Genomic DNA, 16,962 nt, shown 5'->3' with positions numbered 1-16,962 from the left:
GCCCCGGGGGGCGGTGATGCTACGCAAGGTAGTGAGCCCCCTCAAGGTGAAGGCCTGCGGCTGCAGAAGCGAAGAGGGCTGCCACGCCCGCAATCAGGGCGCTCGCCAGCAAAATGAAGATTTGTTCATGGCGGCAGTGCGTTGGTGGGGGTGGCTGAAAGCCAGGCGTGATTGAACGGAGGTATTGGTCAAGCGCTAGAAAGCTTGTGCGTGCCTCTGCGGGAGAAACTGTCGGGCGCAATGTGGGAGATTGCCCAGCCCTTTTGGGTTGCGCTGTCGCGCAGAGAACAAATATCGCTCTTTGTAGGAGCAGCCTTGTGCTGCGAAGAGGCCGGTACTGACAAAGCCTGTCTATTGGCTGTACCGGCCTCTTCGCAGCACAAGGCTGCTCCTACAGAACCTCGTTGAACCATCGAGTCATGTGTTGTTCTACGAGAGCGGGCGATCCCGCGAACACGGGCATGCCATTCGACCCGGGCTGGAATCAAGGTGGCGGTTAGGGTGTAGGACGTGCCGACTTCGGCTTCGGCGGCATCCTCTTCCAGCGCTGTGAACTGCTGCCCCTTGTGCGTGATCTGCATCGGCCGCCAGAGGATGTTCATGTCCTCACGGGCATGGCCGGCCAGCTGGAAGGCAATGCCCGGCTGCAGGCGCGCGTCGTCGCCTTTGACCTGGGCCACCCGGGCATCGCCGAACAAGGCGTTGACGCGGGTCTGGGTAAACGGCTTGCCGGCGTTGTCGTGCTTGTAGCGGCCGGGGTAGTCGTAGCGCTCGTACTCGTTGCCCTGGTTGCCCATGTCCCTGGGGTACTGGGTGTGTTCCAGGTTGTAGCGCGGGTGGGCGAAGGTGTAGTCGCGCTGGACCTGGATACTGGTGCGTACCTGTTCGCGATAGCGGAAGTCATGCAGGCAGGGCTGGCGCGCCGTGCCACCCCGGTTGGCCACATACAACACCGGGTCGCCTTCCAGGCTGCCGAACTGGCTGATCTGGTCCGCCTGGATCACGCCATGGCTGCCTTGGCTGTGCTCGAAGATCGAGATCAGGCCTTCTTCTGCCGATAGCCGCCAGAAGAAATCCAGGTCCAGATCACCGGCCTGTACGCAGAACTCACGCGTCTGGTGCGGGTTGACCAGGTACTGGGTCAACGCTCCCCAGCGGCGCTCGCGGAACAGTTCCTCGAGCAACTGCGGCACGGGACGGTGCTGGAAGATGCGCCAGTCCGACTGCAGGCCGGCGCGGGCCAGCTGCGGTTCGACAATGGCGCGGTAGCGGGTGCGGCGGTGGCCGGTCTTGCCCTGTTCGAAGCTGCTGATCAGGCCATGCACGTGACGCACCGGTTGCTCCTGCTGCCAGATGGTCAGCAGCGCGGGGTGGTCGAGCAGGGTGGCGAAGTCGGCATCGTCGGCGAAACTCACCAGTTCGACTTCCAGGCGATACAACTGGCTGACGCCTTCGGTCAGCTCGAATGACACGACATCAAACTGAATGGCTTCGTCGGCTGGGGTAGTGAAGGTAAAGCGCACATCATTCAGGTTGCTCATGCGTACTCCTGCGGTTCGTCCCATCGGGCAGGTTCATGAAACCGGACGCGTCCTAGGACGCGAGGCATTAGTTGTGCTCACGACCGTAATGAGGAATCCGTTCCTAGTCGTGAAAGTTGCTTCCTAAAAACCTGTAGGAAGTTTCGCTAAATGCAGGATCTATCTTGTTTCGGGCAAAGTTTTACTTGCTGCGCCCATCGGCACAGTGACTGTTGCGTCATGTCAGTTCGATGTTGTCGAGTTCATGGCTGCAGCATCGCCTGCAGTGATGCCAGTACTTGCTGGGTAATGCCGTCAAGTTTGCTGGCGAAGTAGAGATACAGGCCTGTGCAGAACACGCCCATCACGGCCCAGGGCGTCCACCAGGGCAGTTGGCGGTTCATGCGGTAATGCCGGGGCGCGACATGGGCCAGAGGGTCGGTCAGGGGTTGCGATTCGGCTTCGGGGCCATGCAGTTCAACGATCCGGTCATGGACCCGCTTGAGCCAGGCGGCCAGTTGCTCATCGCCATTGGTCTGGTTGGCGTACTTGCCGCGGTAGCCCAGTGCCAGGCACCAGAACAGGAACACAAACAGGTCGTAGCGCTTTTCGGGGGCGTCCAGCAAGCGTTCGAGCACGCTGAAGAATTTCTCGCCGCCCCAGGTTTCCTGATGGATGGCGCTGAGCAAGGACTGGGCTTTCCAGGACGAGTCGCGCCCCCAGGAGGTGGTCATGACGGCTTCATCGACCACGCAACACAAGCAGTAGGAAAACACCACGCGGTCGCCTTCGTCACAGTGTTCAAGCTGGCGTACCTGCTCGACCATGCCGTGGATCATGCTCTTGACGTGGGCATGCAACTGCTCGACGTGGTCATAGTGTTCGGTGCCTTCCAGGCGGATGACCAGGCCGAACAGGGGAGAGGCGATGTCGAAGAGGGGGAATGTGGTGTTCGAGCGGGTGTCGAACCCCAGCGCGTCGACATGAGGGAACAGTTCGCTGAGTGGGGGAGCGGCGCGGGCGTCTACCCGGGTGTTCTCGAAGTCTTTCTCGGGCGCATTGTTCATGAGCGGACCTCCTGGTCACATCACCGGCTGCCGCCCGGTCCGGGCGGGCCATAGCTGGCGGGTTGCGTTGGCGGTGTTGATGATCTGCAGTTGATGGAATGAGTTGCTGTTGGCGTACAACGTCATGAAGTGGGAAAGCACGTTGCCAAACAGCTGCACCTCACCCTCGCATTCGAAGCCGGCAGGGTCGATGTGCAGGGTGGTGCGCATGCCCCGAACCGGCACGCCCTTGACCAGCCAATCGCAGGGCTCGTTGTCCACCTGTCTGATGGCGTCGAGGCGCTGGGTGGTATTGCGCTCCTGCTGCAGGTCATGGGCGGCGACAAAGTCGTAAACCCGCAGTACCGCGGCAAGGGTTGCAGGAGAAGACAGCGACAGGTTGTTCAGCGCAAGGTTGGAGACCAGCGCCCAGTGGCGCTCACCTTGGCCACCGCTCTGCAGCATCGGCGGGTAGCTGCGGGTGGGGCGGGTGAGGTTGCGATAGGTGACGAACGAGGGGGTGTCCTGGGTGGTCACATCGACTTCGCCAACCCTGAGCTGCTGCGCAAGGGGCCCGTTGCTGCAGGTAAGGTCGATGTTCAGTTCTTCGTGCAGGCCAAGGTAGGGCGCAAGGTTGTGATGCACCAGGCTAATTCTGTGTTGCACCTTGTCATTGACGGGTTCCTGCTCGATGTCCAGCTTGTAGTAGCGGGCGGGCGTCGGCTCGGCCAACGGGAAGTCGCGGTCCAGGGCCTCGAAGGGTTTGAAATCCTGTACATGATCGCTGGATTTCTGGCGTTGGCTGCTGACCCGATCAATGCTGAAAATTTCACCTTTCTTGCCGCCCTGGCGCCCCATTCGCACGCTTTCACACAGTGCCTGCCCATTCAACGGGATGGGCTCTGCCGTACAACTGAACAGGTTGATGGCAGGGATGCAGTTGAGCAGGATCGTTGTCTGGTCGATCTGTATGTCGGGCGGGAGGGGCGCACTGAAACCGAACTCCAGCTGGATATGAACGGCGGCCTCGTCAGGCCAGTAGCTGCCGAGCCCGTCGATGCGAAACCCATGAAAGCGCTCCGGGAAGCAGAAGAATTCGTGCAGGATGCGGTAGCCATCCATCTGCTCGCCGGGGCTGGGCAGCAGCGCTTCATTTGCCTCGAAACCGACGAAGGCCACTGAGGGGGGGAGCGCAAAGCGGTGCTGGCCGATATGCAGATCAAGCTTGTTCAGGTGCTGCGCCAGCCACTGGTAGAGGGTGAGTGCATTGCGTTTACTGCCAGCCAGATGAAACCGCAGCTGGTCGCACTTCATCTGCCGCAGCGGCTGCTCGGACAAGGCGCCCAGGTCGATGCGCACTACCGGTGCTTCGGCACTGGGTTGCGTGGTGATGCTGCGAATTTCCAGCGGCGCGATAGCCAGGTCCGCGCAGGTGCGGAACTCGCAGCTCACGCCGTCAACGGCTCGGGAGAACACAGGGGTGCCCTTGGGCAGCACCTGGGTCTCGCTCAGCGCGTGGTCGACAGGCTGGAACTGCATCAGTGTCATGCTCGGCAGCGGGCGCAGAAAATTGGGGTAGAGCAGCTGCAGCAACGGGTGGGTCAGCTCGGGCAGATGGTCTTCGATCTTCATGACCAGGCGAGCGGTCAGGAAGGCGAAGTGTTCCATCAGGTACTCGCTGGCCGGGTCCGAGGCGGTGCGACCAAGGACAGGCGCCAGACGCGGGTCGTCCTCGACAAAGTCGTCACCCAATTCCCTTAGGGTCTGCTGCTCCTGCATGAACCAGTCTTTGAACTTCATGTTTATCGCGTTGGACGCTCTATCTGGTGGCATGTGCCGGGGTTGATGCAAAATGCGCATGGCTTATTTGTAGGAAAGTTCCCACAAGTTGCTGGGCTGTTAACTTTCCTGGAGCAAGTGCTTTTTATTTCATAATTCAGGAAAGTCACCGGCGTCTGCAAGAAAAGTGTTAGCTGGTATTTCTTGCTTTATATCATTGAATAGTGTTTTTCAATGCTGTTACTGTTTTTGGCAGTGTGCACTGTGAGGTGCCTTAAATCATTCGGAAATGCAGTCGGTAAGGTTTGCCGCTATGAAAGTGAACAAGGACAGTCTGCTGCGCGGTGTATTGCTGGTGCAGCGTCAGGCAATGCCGGTAGTTGTTGGTGTGGTACTGCTCGGCGTTGCTGCCGCAGTGGTCTGGCTATGGTGGTTGGGGCCTGAATGGCGGTGGCGTGAGCAGCAACCGTTGGTTGACCTGCCGGTGCGGATTGCGGCAACCGTGCTGCTGGTGATGCTGCCATTGCTGGCATGGAGCGCGTGGGTGCATCGGCGCAACCGCTCGATCGTACGCGAACTGCAACGGCAGCGGCGCGAGGTGGAAGACCCGTGCCTGGTGTATCTGCAGGCCCAGCAGCGCTCCCTCGACAGCAGCCTGGCCCGCTTGCGCGACAGCCAAGGTGGCCGCGGGCACCGTTACGATGTGCCGTGGTACCTCATCCTTGGTGAACAGAATGCGGGCAAGTCGAGCTTCGTCAGCCGTTCGGATCAGCGTTTTGCACTCGCCCGCACCGATGGCGCCACCCAGCGGGCCAGGACGGATCCGGACCTGGCTTTTGGCATCGACTGGTGGGTAGGTGACGACGCGGTGCTGATCGATCCGCCGGGCGAGTTCATCAGCCAGCCTGAGCGCCCGGCGCGTGTGGTCAAGCCCATCAAGGAGGAGGGGGGCGAAAACAACACCCTGCCAGCTGTGCAGGAGGCGGCACTGAAGGGGAGAGAACTGGCCGAGCCCAAAGGCCTGCCGGTGGGCGTCGAGCGACGCCTGTGGCGGCACATGATTGGCTGGCTTGCCCAGAACCGCAGCCGACGGCCACTCAATGGCGTGGTCTTGCTGGTGGATATGGTCAACCTGTTCGGGCGATCGGCGAAGGCGCGACGTGACCTGGCATTGATGCTGCGCGCGCGCTTGACGGAGCTGGGCGGTGAGTTGGGTACGCGCTTGCCGCTGTACGTGGTGATGAGCAAGTTCGACTTGCTGGACGGTTTCGAGGAACTGTTCGCCGCGCTCCCGGCCCGTGAGCGGGAAGAGGTGCAGGGCTTTACCTTCACGCTGGGTTCGGTAAAGGACTCCGATGCCTGGCTGCAGGAGTTGGAGGGAGCCTATCAGGGCTTCCTGGGGCGCCTTGGCAGGCAACTGATGAGCGCTACCGTGGGCGCGCCTGGCACCACGGGCAAGAGCGCCTGCTCGCTGCTTCGGGAGCTGAGCGGGGCGCAGGAGATGTTGCTGAATTTCCTTGGTGATGTACTGGTCAGTGACCGCTACAGCACCCCACCCCTGGTGCGTGGCCTGTACTTTTCCTCGGTCTACCAGCGAGGCGAAGTGCGCAACCTGCTTGCGGATGCTTCTGCCCGCGCCTTTGCCTTCGCTCCCCCGGCTTTGTCGACCAAGCCGCAAGGCACCTCCGTGGTGTATTTCGCGCAGCGGCTGTTGCAACGCGTGGTCTACCCCGAGGCCGGCCTGGCGGGCGACAACCGCAAGGTCGCCCGGCACAAGGGCCGCCTGTTGAAGGGCGGCGCCGTGGCGGCGAGTGTGTGCGGGTTGGCCATGGCCGGTGGTTGGACGTACTTCTACAGCGTCAACCGCGACAAGGCGGAGCAGGTACTGGAGAAAAGCCTTGCGTTCAGCAACACCAGCACGGAAGCCAAGGATGATTTGACCGGGCGCAGCCTGCTGCTGCCGTTGAATGAGATCCGTGATGCCGTGAGCCTGTACGGCGATTATCGCTCTGGTTGGAGCGTGTTCACGGATATGGGGCTGTACCAGGGCAAAGCCATTGGCCCGCAAGTGGACCAGGCGTACCTGAATGCCCTGGCCCAGCGCTTTCTACCGGTGATTGCGGGCGGCGTGGCAGCGTCTGTCAAGCAAGCTGCCCCTGGTAGCGACGAGCAATTGGCGGCATTGCGCGTGTATCGCATGATCGAAGATCGCGGTAATCGTCGGGCAGAGATGGTCGAGCAATGGATGGCTCGCGAGTGGCAAAGGGCGTATCCGGGCCAGGGCCAGCTGCAGGCCGCGCTGATGCGCCACCTCAGGTACGCTTTGGCCTACGCAGATGTCGAGCTGCCGGAGTACCGGAAAGTCGTTGCCCAAGCGCAGCAGCAGTTGCGCAAGCTGCCGCTGGCCGAGCGTGTCTACATCGGCTTGAGGCAGCAGGCTCGGGAGCAATTGCACGGTGAGCTGGATTTGCGCAACGAGATCGGCCCAGCGTTCGATATCGTCTACAGGCCACTGGTCGAGCGCGATCACCAGGCGGCCGTCGACGCCAATTTGTCCCTGCCACCTTTACTGACGGCGACGGGCTTTCGCGACTATTTCGACCAGCATAGCCAGAACGTGGCCGACCTCGCCCTGGTCGACCAGTGGGTGCTAGGGGAGCGGCGTAGCCTCGACTACTCCGACATGGACCACCAGGCCCTGGCGGAGCGTCTGCGAGCCCTGTACAGCGCCGACTACATCGACAGTTGGCGGCGTGTGCTGAACCAGTTTTCGGTTGCCGAATTCAGCGATCTTGCGCATGCCTTGGGTGTTCTGGAACAAGTCAGCGGCCCGGCAGCGCCGATACGCCGGCTGCTGGAAACCGTGCGCAGCAATACGCTGATCTATCCGCAGGCCGCGGACAGCGAGAAGGAATCGAAAGCCGATCCGCAGGTTCGCATGCAGGCCATGGGTATCTATCGGTCTTTCGCGGGGCTTTCGGGGATGCTCGACGGGCGGGGTGACAAACCGTCCTACCATGACGAAACACTCCAGGCGATCAGCGCTGTACACGACTACGTGAAGGCGGTGCAGGACAGCCCTGACCGGGGCAAGGCCGCCCTGGCGCTAGTGTTGAGCCGTTTTTCGGAAACGGCGCCCGACCCCATTCGCAACCTTCAGCGCATTGCCACGGGCCTGCCGGAACCCCTCAATCGGCATGTTCGCCAGCTGGCGGAGCAGACTTCGCAGGTGCTGATGGTCATGGCGTTACGGGAGCTGGAGCAGCGTTGGGATGCCGAGGTTTACAGCGTCTACCAGGAACGACTGGCCTCACGCTATCCCATCGACCCGGCCGGGCCGGATGTGTCACTCAAGGATTTTGAAGCCTTCTTTGGCCCGCAAGGCCAGCTCAAGCGCTTCCAGGACCAGTACCTTGCGGTGTTTCTCGAAGACAACCTCGATGCCCTTTACTCCCGTGCGGATGAAGGTTACCTGGTCCGCCCCGAAGTCATGGTGCAGCTGAAGCAGGCTGAAGCCATACGCAATGCGTTTTTCGACAATCGCGGGGAGCTGAACGTGAGTTTTGGCCTCGAGCCCCTGGCGATCAGCGGTGGCTTGCGCGGCAGTGTCTTTGACCTGGATGGGCAGCTGCATGCGTTTGCGGACCGGGGCAAGGAGCCGATCGGCATGACCTGGCCGGGCCCTGCCGGGGAGAGTGGGCATAGCCGTGTCACCCTGGTGCAGGTTGCGGGTACCACTGTCAGCCTGGGCTATCACGGCCCCTGGTCGCTCTACCGCCTGCTCAGCCGCGGTGGGCTGAATGCCCGTACATCCACCAGTATCGATCTCGGTTTCATGATTGCCGGCGATACGGCGCGCTACAAGGTTCACACCACGGGCGCAAACAACCCCTTTACCCGCCAGCTCTTTGCAGGGTTCGCCCTGCCGCAGCGGTTGTTGCGTGACGGCACGGCCAGCGAAGTGGCCGGGCGATAGGGCACGGCGCAGGCCACCCAAGAATCCCGATACCAGTGGCCTGGGTCGGGATTCGTTGTCTGTTTGTTCCGGTGCCTGGTCCGGCCTTCACAGGATGCTCATTTCTTATTTGGACGGATCATTTGTCACGACGGTATTCACTGTCTTGCCTGAGTTCAACGGCGTTGTTCTCGAAGTGAACGTGTACGGTATGGTTGTAACCGCGTGCCTGGATGCGTACTGCATCTTTCCAGCGGCCCTTGGGGTTATCGCCCAAGCGAGCAACGACGGCGATGTAGCGGGTGCGCTCGTTGATTTCTTCGTGTTCGATGAACTTGAACTGGCCAGGGGTCAGACGGTAGTCATCGACGCTGATCAGCGTGGTGCCCAGCGATTTATCCAGGTCTTCTTCGACTTGCTCATAAGTGGCATCCAGCAACAACGAATCGTCCCGGAGCTGAAGTACCTTGAAAACGATGGATGACGGGGCCTGGTGTTGTGGTTGCAGGTCGAGTTCCTCAGGCAAAGAAGTTTGGGGCGTTGCGTAACTGGCCAATGCGGCAGGCGCCTTCGGCCCGACGATGGCTTGCTCGCCCTCGACAGAAGCGGGGTAGTTGCGGTGCAGCTGCTCCGCCAGTGAACTCAGCTTGTCAGTCAACTCGACAGGACTTGTGGCGCTGAGGTTAGCCGCCAGCTGTTCCGGGTGGCCATGCAGCGGTATTTGTTCGCCTGAATCTGTCGGTTCGAGGCTGACAGGCGCAGGGGCGTCTGCGGCGTAGAGGCTCAGCGCCAGGTGGCTGATTTCATTGTTGGGGCCACCGACTGGCAAAGACGGATCCATCGCCACCTGGTAGATCTTGCTGATCGAAGTACAGCCACTGATCGCCAGGCAGGCCAGTAGCAAACCTACAGGCTTGTTCATTGCACCTCCTTGCCGAATATTTCGACTATGGCCGGGTCAACCCGGGCTTGTGCGGCCCTGTCCAGATAGGCCAACGGATCAAGCTCATCCACAGGCCCAGGCATTGAGGTTTGGAAAAATCCGGCGATATCCGTAATCGGTACGCCAAGTATCTGCAGCGGGCACATCTGCTGATTAACCCCCAGCTCGCAGAGTGGGTCTCTGCCGGTATGCGGCTCCGGCTCTACCTCGTCCTCGCCCAGGTGTATGGCAATCTGATAGTCACCCATCTGCAGTCTGTCGTTGTGCCTGAGGCGGATAGGCGTACCCGAAAGCAACTGGGAGTCACTGCCATTCATGAAACTTTTGCCGCTGTGGTCAATGATGCAGAAATGGCCTTCATGCCAGCCGATTTCGCAGTGCACCGGCAGGATGCGAACGCCCCGATCATGCAGGCGCCAAGCACCTTGACTGCCGATGGAGCCGCCAGCCCGATCGAAGCGATGCCGCGGTTCGCTGCCTTGCAAGAGTTTTTCCGGGTTGAGGACGGTGAGCGTGATGCTGGAGGGGAGAACATTTGTACTCATGTGCGTACCGTGATGCGAACAGGGGGAGGCGTGGGGTCATTGCGGTTGGCGATGAAGCTTGTCCAACCGAGGTGGGTGCCATGCGCGGCCCGTAGGCTGAAGGGTGGGGCTTGCTCGGCGCACATGCGTAACTCCAGGTCATAGGCCCCGACATCACGGAGCAGGAACTCCACCAGCCGCGCCAGCCTCTGGTAGTTGTCACCGCTGGGCAGGAATTCGCGGAACTGCTGCTGATCCAGGCCTGCAATCACAATGGTGAACTTGCTGCTGCGTGACTCGATGCTGTCGCCAACCAGGAAGTTGTTGCCGAGTTGGTAGTTTCTGGCCCCCAGGCAGTTGCGTTGGGAAGTGGGAATGGACACGGTGCGCTTTTCGAATTCGCGGATGGCAACCTGCTGGAGGTCGAAACAATGCGCGATCATGCCGGCTACCATGCCGGGCGAGCGGCTGCGGCTGGCGATCATTCCCACGAAACTGAGCAAGCGGCTCCAGGGTAGCGGCGTAGCGCCGCGTAGTGCTGAGTCGTCCAGGCCGATCAGGGCGAAGACATAGCGGGAGAAACCGTCCTTCGCGCCCGGTTGGAAGCGCACGTAGTAGCGGTATTTGCGCCATCCTTGATGGAGCAGGGTATGAAGGCGATGGTTGAAGAAATTGAGGAAAGCCGGGCGTAAACCGATGCCGTGTGCGTTTTCGTAGGCGATCTCGTCAAGGTAGTAAGTGGGCAATGGCGAGTCTGTGCCATGCAGGCCCAGAAAACTTGCCTGGATGCGGTAGCGGTCGTCCTTCAAGCGATTGGCGCGCAACACATCGGCAACAGGGAAAGACAGACTGGGGGACACTTCCAGCCGTAATCGGCGTCTCGTCTCTCGAGCAAGTGGGCGTTGTTCCAGATCGTCGTCGTGTACGTGATACAGCAATTCCAGTAGCTGGAAATAGGCGTACTGGTGGGCGCTTTCCAAAGCGATATCGACCTGGCCAGCGGCGTGCGGAACTACTGGTTTTTCCATGGTTGAGTCTCTTGCCGTAACTAACGGGTGCGAAGTGAATGCTGATCGTAGTCGATAGTTTCTGATTCAGGTCATTGTTTTTTCGTTTGAAAGTGGATATCGACCAATAAAAAGAACTTTCTGTAGGAAGTGTCTTTTTTTATTGGCGCGGGGCTGTTTATATTGACTTTTCGGTAAGGCTTTCAGGGTCGTGGAATTAATAAGTTCATCGAGAGTTGAAGCTGGATACCGCTTTTCGAATAGAGTCGGAAATTGCTTTATCGAGGAAAACGACGAGTGTTCGTTCACACCGCCATGAACCTGCTATTCCTAAGAAGACCCCTGAACCCACCAAGGCCCGTCGATGCTGGTCATCGAAAACCTCCACAAATCATTCCCCACCCCCCAAGGCCCGCTTCCGGTACTGCAGGGCGTCGACCTGCGCCTGGCGCGCGGCAGCAGCCTGGCGCTGATGGGCGAGTCGGGTAGCGGAAAGAGTACCTTGCTGCACCTGGTGGCCGGCCTGGACCGTGCCGACAGTGGCCGCATCCTGATCGACGACACCCCGCTCGACAGCCGTTCCGAGGCGTCGCTGGCGTTGTGGCGGCGGGAGGGCATCGGCCTGGTGTTCCAGCAATACAACCTGATCAGCAGCCTGGACGTGGGGGCCAATCTTGCGTTCCAGGCCCGGCTGGCCGGTCGGCATGATCCCGATTGGCTGGCCTACCTGGCGCAGCGCCTGGGTTTGGCGGATTTGCTGGCGCGTTACCCGGAGCAATTGTCTGGCGGCCAGCAACAGCGGGTCGCCATCGGCCGCGCCCTGGCCGGGCGCCCGGCCTGGTTGCTGGCCGACGAACCCACCGGCAGCCTCGATGAAACCAGCAGCGATGAGGTGTTGAGCCTGCTGTTGCAGCTGGTCGCCGAGGCTGGCAGTGGGGTGCTGATGGTGACCCACAGCCCGCGGCTGGCAGCGCGCCTTCAGCAGCGTTGTTACCTGCAGGCCGGCCGCGTGCGGCCCGAGCAGGGCGGATGAGGCTGCTATCGCTGGCCCTGCTCGCGCTGCTCAGCCACTGGCGGCGCCATCGCGTGCAGTTTTTCAGCATCTTCACCGGCCTGTGGCTGGCCACGGCGCTGTGGACCGGCGTGCAGGCGCTGAACAGCCAGGCACGCAGCGACTATGCCCGGGCCAGTGCGGTGCTGGCCGGGCCGTTGCAGGCGCAACTGGTGCCGCGCCGTGGCGAGCGCTTCGACCAGGCACTGTACGTGCAGTTGCGCAGGCTGGGCTGGGCGGTGACGCCGGTACTGGAAGGGCGCTTGCGCTTTGCTGGTGAGCCGGCGCGCAGCGTGCGGTTGATCGGCATCGAGCCGTTGAGCCTGCCGCCGGCCAGCAGCATCGCCGGTGTGCAGCCCGGAACGTTCGATCTGCAGGCCTTTGTCGGCATGCCCGGGCAAGCCTGGGTCGGGTCAGACACCTTGCGCCAGCTGAATGCAGGCCCCGGGGCGTCAGTACGCGACAGCGAAGGGCAACTGCTGCCGCCGTTGGTTCTGCAGCCAGCGCTGGCCCCGGGGTTGATCGTGGTGGATATCGGCCATGCCCAGGCGTTGCTGCATGCACCCGGGCAGTTGTCGCGCCTGCTGGTGGCCGGCACGCCGAGGCCGTTGCCGGCGGATATCGCGCCTTACCTTGAGCTGCAACCCCGGCAGGACGATGGCGGCTTGCAGCGGCTGACCGACAGTTTCCACCTAAACCTGACCGCCCTTGGCCTGCTGGCGTTTGTCGTCGGCCTGTTCATTGCTCATGCCGCAATCGGTTTGGCACTGGAACAGCGGCGCGGCCTGATTCGCAACCTGCGCGCCTGTGGCATCAGCCTGCAAACCCTGCTGTGCGCCTTGGTGCTGGAGCTGGGGCTGTTCGCGGTGCTGGGCGGCCTGGCCGGCGTGGCCAGTGGTTACGGGCTGGCCGCGTGGTTGCTGCCCGATGTGGCCGCCAGCTTGCGCGGCCTGTATGGCGCCCAGGTCGCCGGGGCGCTGAGCCTGCCCGCAGGGTGGTGGCTGATGGGCGTGCTGGTGAGCGTGCTGGGGGCGCTGCTGGCGGGTTTGGGTAGTGTACTGCGTGCGGCGCAGTTGCCGTTGCTGGCGCTGGCGCAACCTCAGGCATGGCGGTTGGCCCAGGGGCCTTGGTTGCGGCGCCAGGCCCTGGTGGCCGGCCTGTTGCTTTTGCTGGCCCTGGGCTGTGGCGTGCTGGGCGACAGCCTGCCCAGCGCGTTCGGCCTGCTGGCAGGCTTGCTGCTGGCGGCGGCGCTGCTGCTGCCGGCCTTGCTCGACCGGGTGCTGGCCTGGCTGGCGCGCCATTGCCGGCGGCCTTTGTCGCAATGGTTCGTCGCCGACAGCCGCCAGCAACTGCCGGCCCTGAGCCTGGCGTTGATGGCACTGTTGCTGGCGCTGGCGGCCAGCGTCGGCGTGGGCAGCATGACCGAGGGCTTTCGCAAGACCTTTGTCGGCTGGCTTGACCTGCGCCTGTCCGCCGACCTGTATGTCACCCCAAGGGACTCCGCCCAGGGCTTGCAGATAGCCGAGTGGCTTGGGCAGCAACCTTCGGTGAGTGTGGTGTTGCCCGGCTGGCGTGTGGAAACACAGCTGCAGGGCTGGCCGGTGCAGCTCCAGGGCATCGTCGATCATCCCGTCTATCGCACTCGCTGGCCATTGCTGGCGCAGCAAAAGCAGGCCTGGCAACAACTGGCCGCCGGGCAGGCCGTGATGCTCAGTGAACAGTTGGCCAGGCGACTGAAGCTGCAGCTGGGCGATCGCCTGAGGCTGCCCGCAGACACTTCGCCAGCCCTGAGTGTTGTGGGCATCTATGCCGATTACGGCAACCCCAAAGGGCACATGCTGGTCAATGCCGGCTGGCTGCGCGGGCATTGGCCACAGGCAACCCTGACCGGGTTGAGTGTCGATCTGGTGGGCGATCAGGCGTCGGCGCTCGAGGCTGCATTGCAACAGCGCTTCGCCCTGGACGACAGCCGTGTGGTCGAGCAGGCGCGTCTCAAACGCTGGTCGACCGACGTGTTCAACCGCACCTTCGCCGCCACCGCCGCGCTCAACAGCCTTACCCTTGGCGTGGCAGGCGTGGCGCTGTTCATCAACCTGCTGACCCTGGGCCAGACCCGCCTGGGCCAGCTGGCGCCGCTGTGGGCACTGGGTGTGTGGCGCACGCACCTGGTGTGGCTGAGCCTCGGGCAGACACTGCTGCTGAGCAGCCTTACCGTGCTGCTGGCGATACCGCTGGGCATCCTGCTGGCCTGGTGCCTGGTCGCGGTGGTGAACGTGCAGGCATTCGGCTGGCGTTTGCCGCTCTACGTGTTCCCTGCGCAACTGCTGCACCTGGCGGTGCTGGGCATGCTTACCAGCCTGTTGGCCAGCGCGTGGCCCTTGTGGCAGCTGGCGCGTCGCCAGCCGCGCGAACTGTTGAGGCCGTTTGCCGATGAAGCGTAGCGCCTGGCTGTTGCTGTGTGGGTTGCTGGGCGGCTGTGATCAGCCCGCCGAGCAAAGCTATGCCGGGCTCGGGCAGCAGGCGGGTGAATTCAGCCAGGTACGGCGCGGCCATCGCCTGGAATTTCCGCGTGACCATGGGGCCCACGATGGCTTTCGCATCGAATGGTGGTATGTCACCGCCAACCTCCAGGACTTCCAGGGGCAGGACTGGGGCGTGCAGTGGACGCTGTTTCGCTCGGCCCTGCGCCCAGGCCCCGAGACTGCCGGCTGGAGCAGCCCGAACCTGTGGATGGGGCATGCGGCGCTGACCGGTCCCGGGGGGCATCGGTCTGGCGAAACCTTGGCGCGCGGGGGTATCGGCCAGGCTGGCGTGCAAGCCCAGCCGTTCCGGGCGTGGATCAATGACTGGTCGTTGCAGGGCAGCAGTGGCATCGAGCATCTGCAAATGGTCGCCGGTGGTGACGGCTTTCGCTATGACCTGCAACTGCACAGCGATCGGCCCTTGGTGCTGCACGGGGACCAGGGCTACAGCGAGAAGTCCGGCAAGGGGCAGGCTTCGTACTATTACAGTCAGCCGTTCTATCGGGTGAGTGGGGAAGTGCAGCGTGACGGCCAGTGCATTGCCGTCACCGGCCGGGCCTGGCTGGATCGGGAATGGAGCAGCCAGCCGCTGGCTGCCGGGCAGACGGGTTGGGACTGGTTTTCCCTGCACCTGGACAGTGGCGCCAGGCTGATGCTGTTCCAGGTGCGCGAAGTGCAGGGGGAGGCGTATCGCGCCGGGACCTGGGTTGGCCCGCAGGGTGAAGTGGTGGTGCTGCAGGGGGCGCAGATCCAGCTACAGGCGCTGGCCTGGGCTCGGCAGAAGAACGGCAAGCAGGTGCCGACGCGATGGCGGGTGCAGGTGCCGGGGCATGGCGTGGATGTGCAGGTCGAGGCTGTGGAATCGCAGGCCTGGATGGATACACGGTTCCCGTATTGGGAGGGGCCAGTGCGCTTGACCGGGAGTGCGGGTGGCCGTGGGTATCTGGAGATGACCGGCTATTAGCAATCCTGGGGGGCTGAGCTTTCCTGGGGCTGTGTTGCAGCCCATCGCCGGCAAGCCCGCGGGTGCAGCGTTGATCTCGAGGTTGTCGCTGTACCTGTGGGTGCGGCCTTGTGTCGCGAATGGGCCGCAACGCGGCCCCAGGTTTTCAATCTTTGATCAACCCTCGCAATACCGCTCGCGCTTCTTCAGTGCGCAAGCACTCGATGAACAACCGGGCCTCCCGCGCCACTGTCGCCTCGAGCTCGGCCCGCTGGCCGTCCTTGAGCAGCCGCTTGCTGATGCGCAGCGCCGCCTGCGGGTAGCCTTGCAGCTGCCGCGCCAGGCGCCGGGCAGCTGCCAGGCACTGTTCACCGTCTTCATGCAGTTCATTGGCCAGCCCCCAGGCCACCATCCGTTCGCCATCAAGCAACTCGTTTGCCAGCAGCAGGCGAGCCGCCCGGGCAGGGCCAAGCAAACGCGGCAGCAGCAGGCTGGAACCAAACTCCGGGCACACGCCCAACGGCGCGAAAGGGATGCGCAACTTGGTCGTACGGCTGACCAGCACCTGGTCGCAATGCAACAGCAAGGTGGCACCGATGCCGATCGCCGCGCCACTGACCGCGGCAATCAGCGGTTTGTCCAGGCCCATCACCACCCGCATCAGGCGGAACACCGGGCTGTCCAGGTCGGCAGGCGGGTTATCGAGGAAGTCGCGCAAGTCATTGCCGGCGGTAAAGCACTGCGGCCCACCGGTGATGATGATGGCTTCGACATCAGGGTCTTCACCTGCTGCCAGCAGCAGGTCGCCCAGCTGTTGGTACATGGCGGTGTTCACGGCATTGAGCTTGTCGGGGCGGTTGAAGGACAGGGTCAGCAGGCCCTGGTCCAGGTCACGTGTGATCAGGTCGTTCATGGCAGCCGTTTTTGTTGTTGTGGGCAAGGTTGGCAAGGGTTTATCACGCAGTCCGGCTTGTTGTACAGTCGTTCAGTCCAGCCCCTAGCCCGAGAGCCGCCGATGAACCAGGAAGCCCGCTACCACCGCATGCTGCCGGAATTGCGCAAAGCCAACCTGGTCGAGGCGACCCTGGTTTGCCTCAAGCGCCATGGCTTTCAGGGTGCGTCGATCCGCAAGATTTCGGCAGAAGCCGGGGTTTCGGTCGGGTTGATCAGCCATCACTACGCCGGCAAGGATGAGCTGGTGGCCGAAGCCTACATGGCGGTCACCGGTCGGGTGATGGGCCTGCTGCGCGAGGCCATGGCCCAGGCCGCGCCCAATGCCCGCGAGCGGCTGTCGGCGTTCTTCCGTGCCTCGTTCTGCGCCGAGCTGCTCGACCCGCAGTTGCTCGACGCCTGGCTGGCGTTCTGGGGCGCGGTGAAGACCGCCGATGCGATCAATCAGGTGCATGACCATTCCTATGGTGAGTACCGCAATGAGCTGAGCGGGCTGCTGGCCACGCTGGCCGGGGAGGAGGGCTGGCAGGGCTTCGATGCCGACCTCGCGGCCATCAGCCTGAGCGCCTTGCTCGATGGCCTGTGGCTGGAGTCGGGGCTCAACCCCGGTACCTTCACCCCCGACCAGGGCGTGCTGATCTGCGAGGCCTGGGTCGATGGCCTGCAGGCCGGTGGCCGGCGTCGCTTCAGCCTGCCGGAGGGCTGTTGATCGCCTGTTCAG

General features: G+C 62.6%; 12 protein-coding genes. 5 read left to right on the top strand and 7 right to left on the bottom strand.

Translation table 11 applies throughout. The features are described from left to right. Positions 1–188: 188 nt before the first annotated feature. The 3 genes from tssI to tssF form a co-directional block, all read right to left on the bottom strand. Positions 189–1,541, bottom strand: a complete 1,353-nt coding sequence (gene tssI / locus QN085_RS15600; RefSeq protein ID WP_285687157.1) for a type VI secretion system tip protein TssI/VgrG — start codon at positions 1,539–1,541, stop codon at positions 189–191. Positions 1,542–1,783: 242 nt separating this feature from the next. Further along, positions 1,784–2,587 (bottom strand): type IVB secretion system protein IcmH/DotU, encoded by an 804-nt coding sequence (icmH, locus tag QN085_RS15595; RefSeq protein ID WP_285687155.1) that lies wholly within the window; start codon positions 2,585–2,587, stop codon positions 1,784–1,786. Positions 2,588–2,602: 15 nt separating this feature from the next. Continuing rightward, entirely contained in the window at positions 2,603–4,366 is a 1,764-nt protein-coding gene (gene tssF / locus QN085_RS15590) for a type VI secretion system baseplate subunit TssF (protein ID WP_025338730.1), read from the bottom strand. Between the two features lie 292 nt (positions 4,367–4,658). On the opposite strand from tssF, the gene tssM reads away from it, so the two are divergent. Further along, positions 4,659–8,321: a type VI secretion system membrane subunit TssM gene (gene tssM / locus QN085_RS15585; RefSeq protein ID WP_285687151.1), complete on the top strand. Its 3,663-nt coding sequence runs from the start codon at positions 4,659–4,661 to the stop codon at positions 8,319–8,321. Positions 8,322–8,439: 118 nt separating this feature from the next. On the opposite strand, the gene tssJ is transcribed toward tssM, so the two are convergent. From tssJ to tssG, 3 genes are read right to left on the bottom strand one after another with little or no spacing between them, the layout of a single operon-like run. Beyond that, positions 8,440–9,222, bottom strand: a complete 783-nt coding sequence (gene tssJ, locus QN085_RS15580; RefSeq protein WP_285687149.1) for a type VI secretion system lipoprotein TssJ — start codon at positions 9,220–9,222, stop codon at positions 8,440–8,442. After that, positions 9,219–9,788 carry an FHA domain-containing protein gene (locus QN085_RS15575; RefSeq protein ID WP_038409794.1) on the bottom strand — a complete coding sequence of 190 codons (570 nt, stop codon included), beginning with the start codon at positions 9,786–9,788 and terminating at the stop codon, positions 9,219–9,221. The genes tssJ and QN085_RS15575 overlap by 4 nt, the downstream gene beginning before the upstream one ends. Beyond that, positions 9,785–10,795 carry a type VI secretion system baseplate subunit TssG gene (gene tssG, locus QN085_RS15570; RefSeq protein WP_023663128.1) on the bottom strand — a complete coding sequence of 337 codons (1,011 nt, stop codon included), beginning with the start codon at positions 10,793–10,795 and terminating at the stop codon, positions 9,785–9,787. The genes QN085_RS15575 and tssG overlap by 4 nt, the downstream gene beginning before the upstream one ends. A gap of 343 nt (positions 10,796–11,138) precedes the next feature. Here tssG and QN085_RS15565 point away from each other — a divergent pair, with 343 nt between their 5' ends. Genes QN085_RS15565 through QN085_RS15555 form a run of 3 tightly spaced genes read left to right on the top strand, consistent with a single transcriptional unit; the run spans position 11,139 to position 15,311 of the window. Next, positions 11,139–11,807, top strand: coding sequence for an ABC transporter ATP-binding protein (locus QN085_RS15565; protein ID WP_013973089.1), 669 nt, complete (start codon positions 11,139–11,141; stop codon positions 11,805–11,807). Next, entirely contained in the window at positions 11,804–14,266 is a 2,463-nt protein-coding gene (locus QN085_RS15560; protein WP_041505864.1) for an ABC transporter permease, read from the top strand. The genes QN085_RS15565 and QN085_RS15560 overlap by 4 nt, the downstream gene beginning before the upstream one ends. Further along, positions 14,256–15,311, top strand: coding sequence for a lipocalin-like domain-containing protein (locus QN085_RS15555; protein WP_041505865.1), 1,056 nt, complete (start codon positions 14,256–14,258; stop codon positions 15,309–15,311). The genes QN085_RS15560 and QN085_RS15555 overlap by 11 nt, the downstream gene beginning before the upstream one ends. A 145-nt stretch (positions 15,312–15,456) precedes the next feature. Here the strand turns inward: QN085_RS15555 and QN085_RS15550 are convergent, their stop codons facing one another. After that, the gene (locus QN085_RS15550; RefSeq protein ID WP_041505866.1) at positions 15,457–16,203 is read right to left on the bottom strand and encodes an enoyl-CoA hydratase; all 747 of its coding nucleotides are present in this window, start codon (positions 16,201–16,203) and stop codon (positions 15,457–15,459) included. Positions 16,204–16,305: 102 nt separating this feature from the next. On the opposite strand from QN085_RS15550, the gene QN085_RS15545 reads away from it, so the two are divergent. Beyond that, complete coding sequence (locus tag QN085_RS15545) at positions 16,306–16,950, top strand: TetR family transcriptional regulator C-terminal domain-containing protein (RefSeq protein WP_013973085.1); 645 nt, start codon at positions 16,306–16,308, stop codon at positions 16,948–16,950. Positions 16,951–16,962: the final 12 nt, after the last annotated feature.

It is taken from the genome of Pseudomonas sp. M2(2023), assembly GCF_030263955.1.
Classification (GTDB): Bacteria; Pseudomonadota; Gammaproteobacteria; order Pseudomonadales; family Pseudomonadaceae; genus Aquipseudomonas; species Aquipseudomonas asiatica.
Note: the sequence above shows the minus strand (reverse complement) of the source record. Positions and strands in the feature narration are given on the sequence as shown.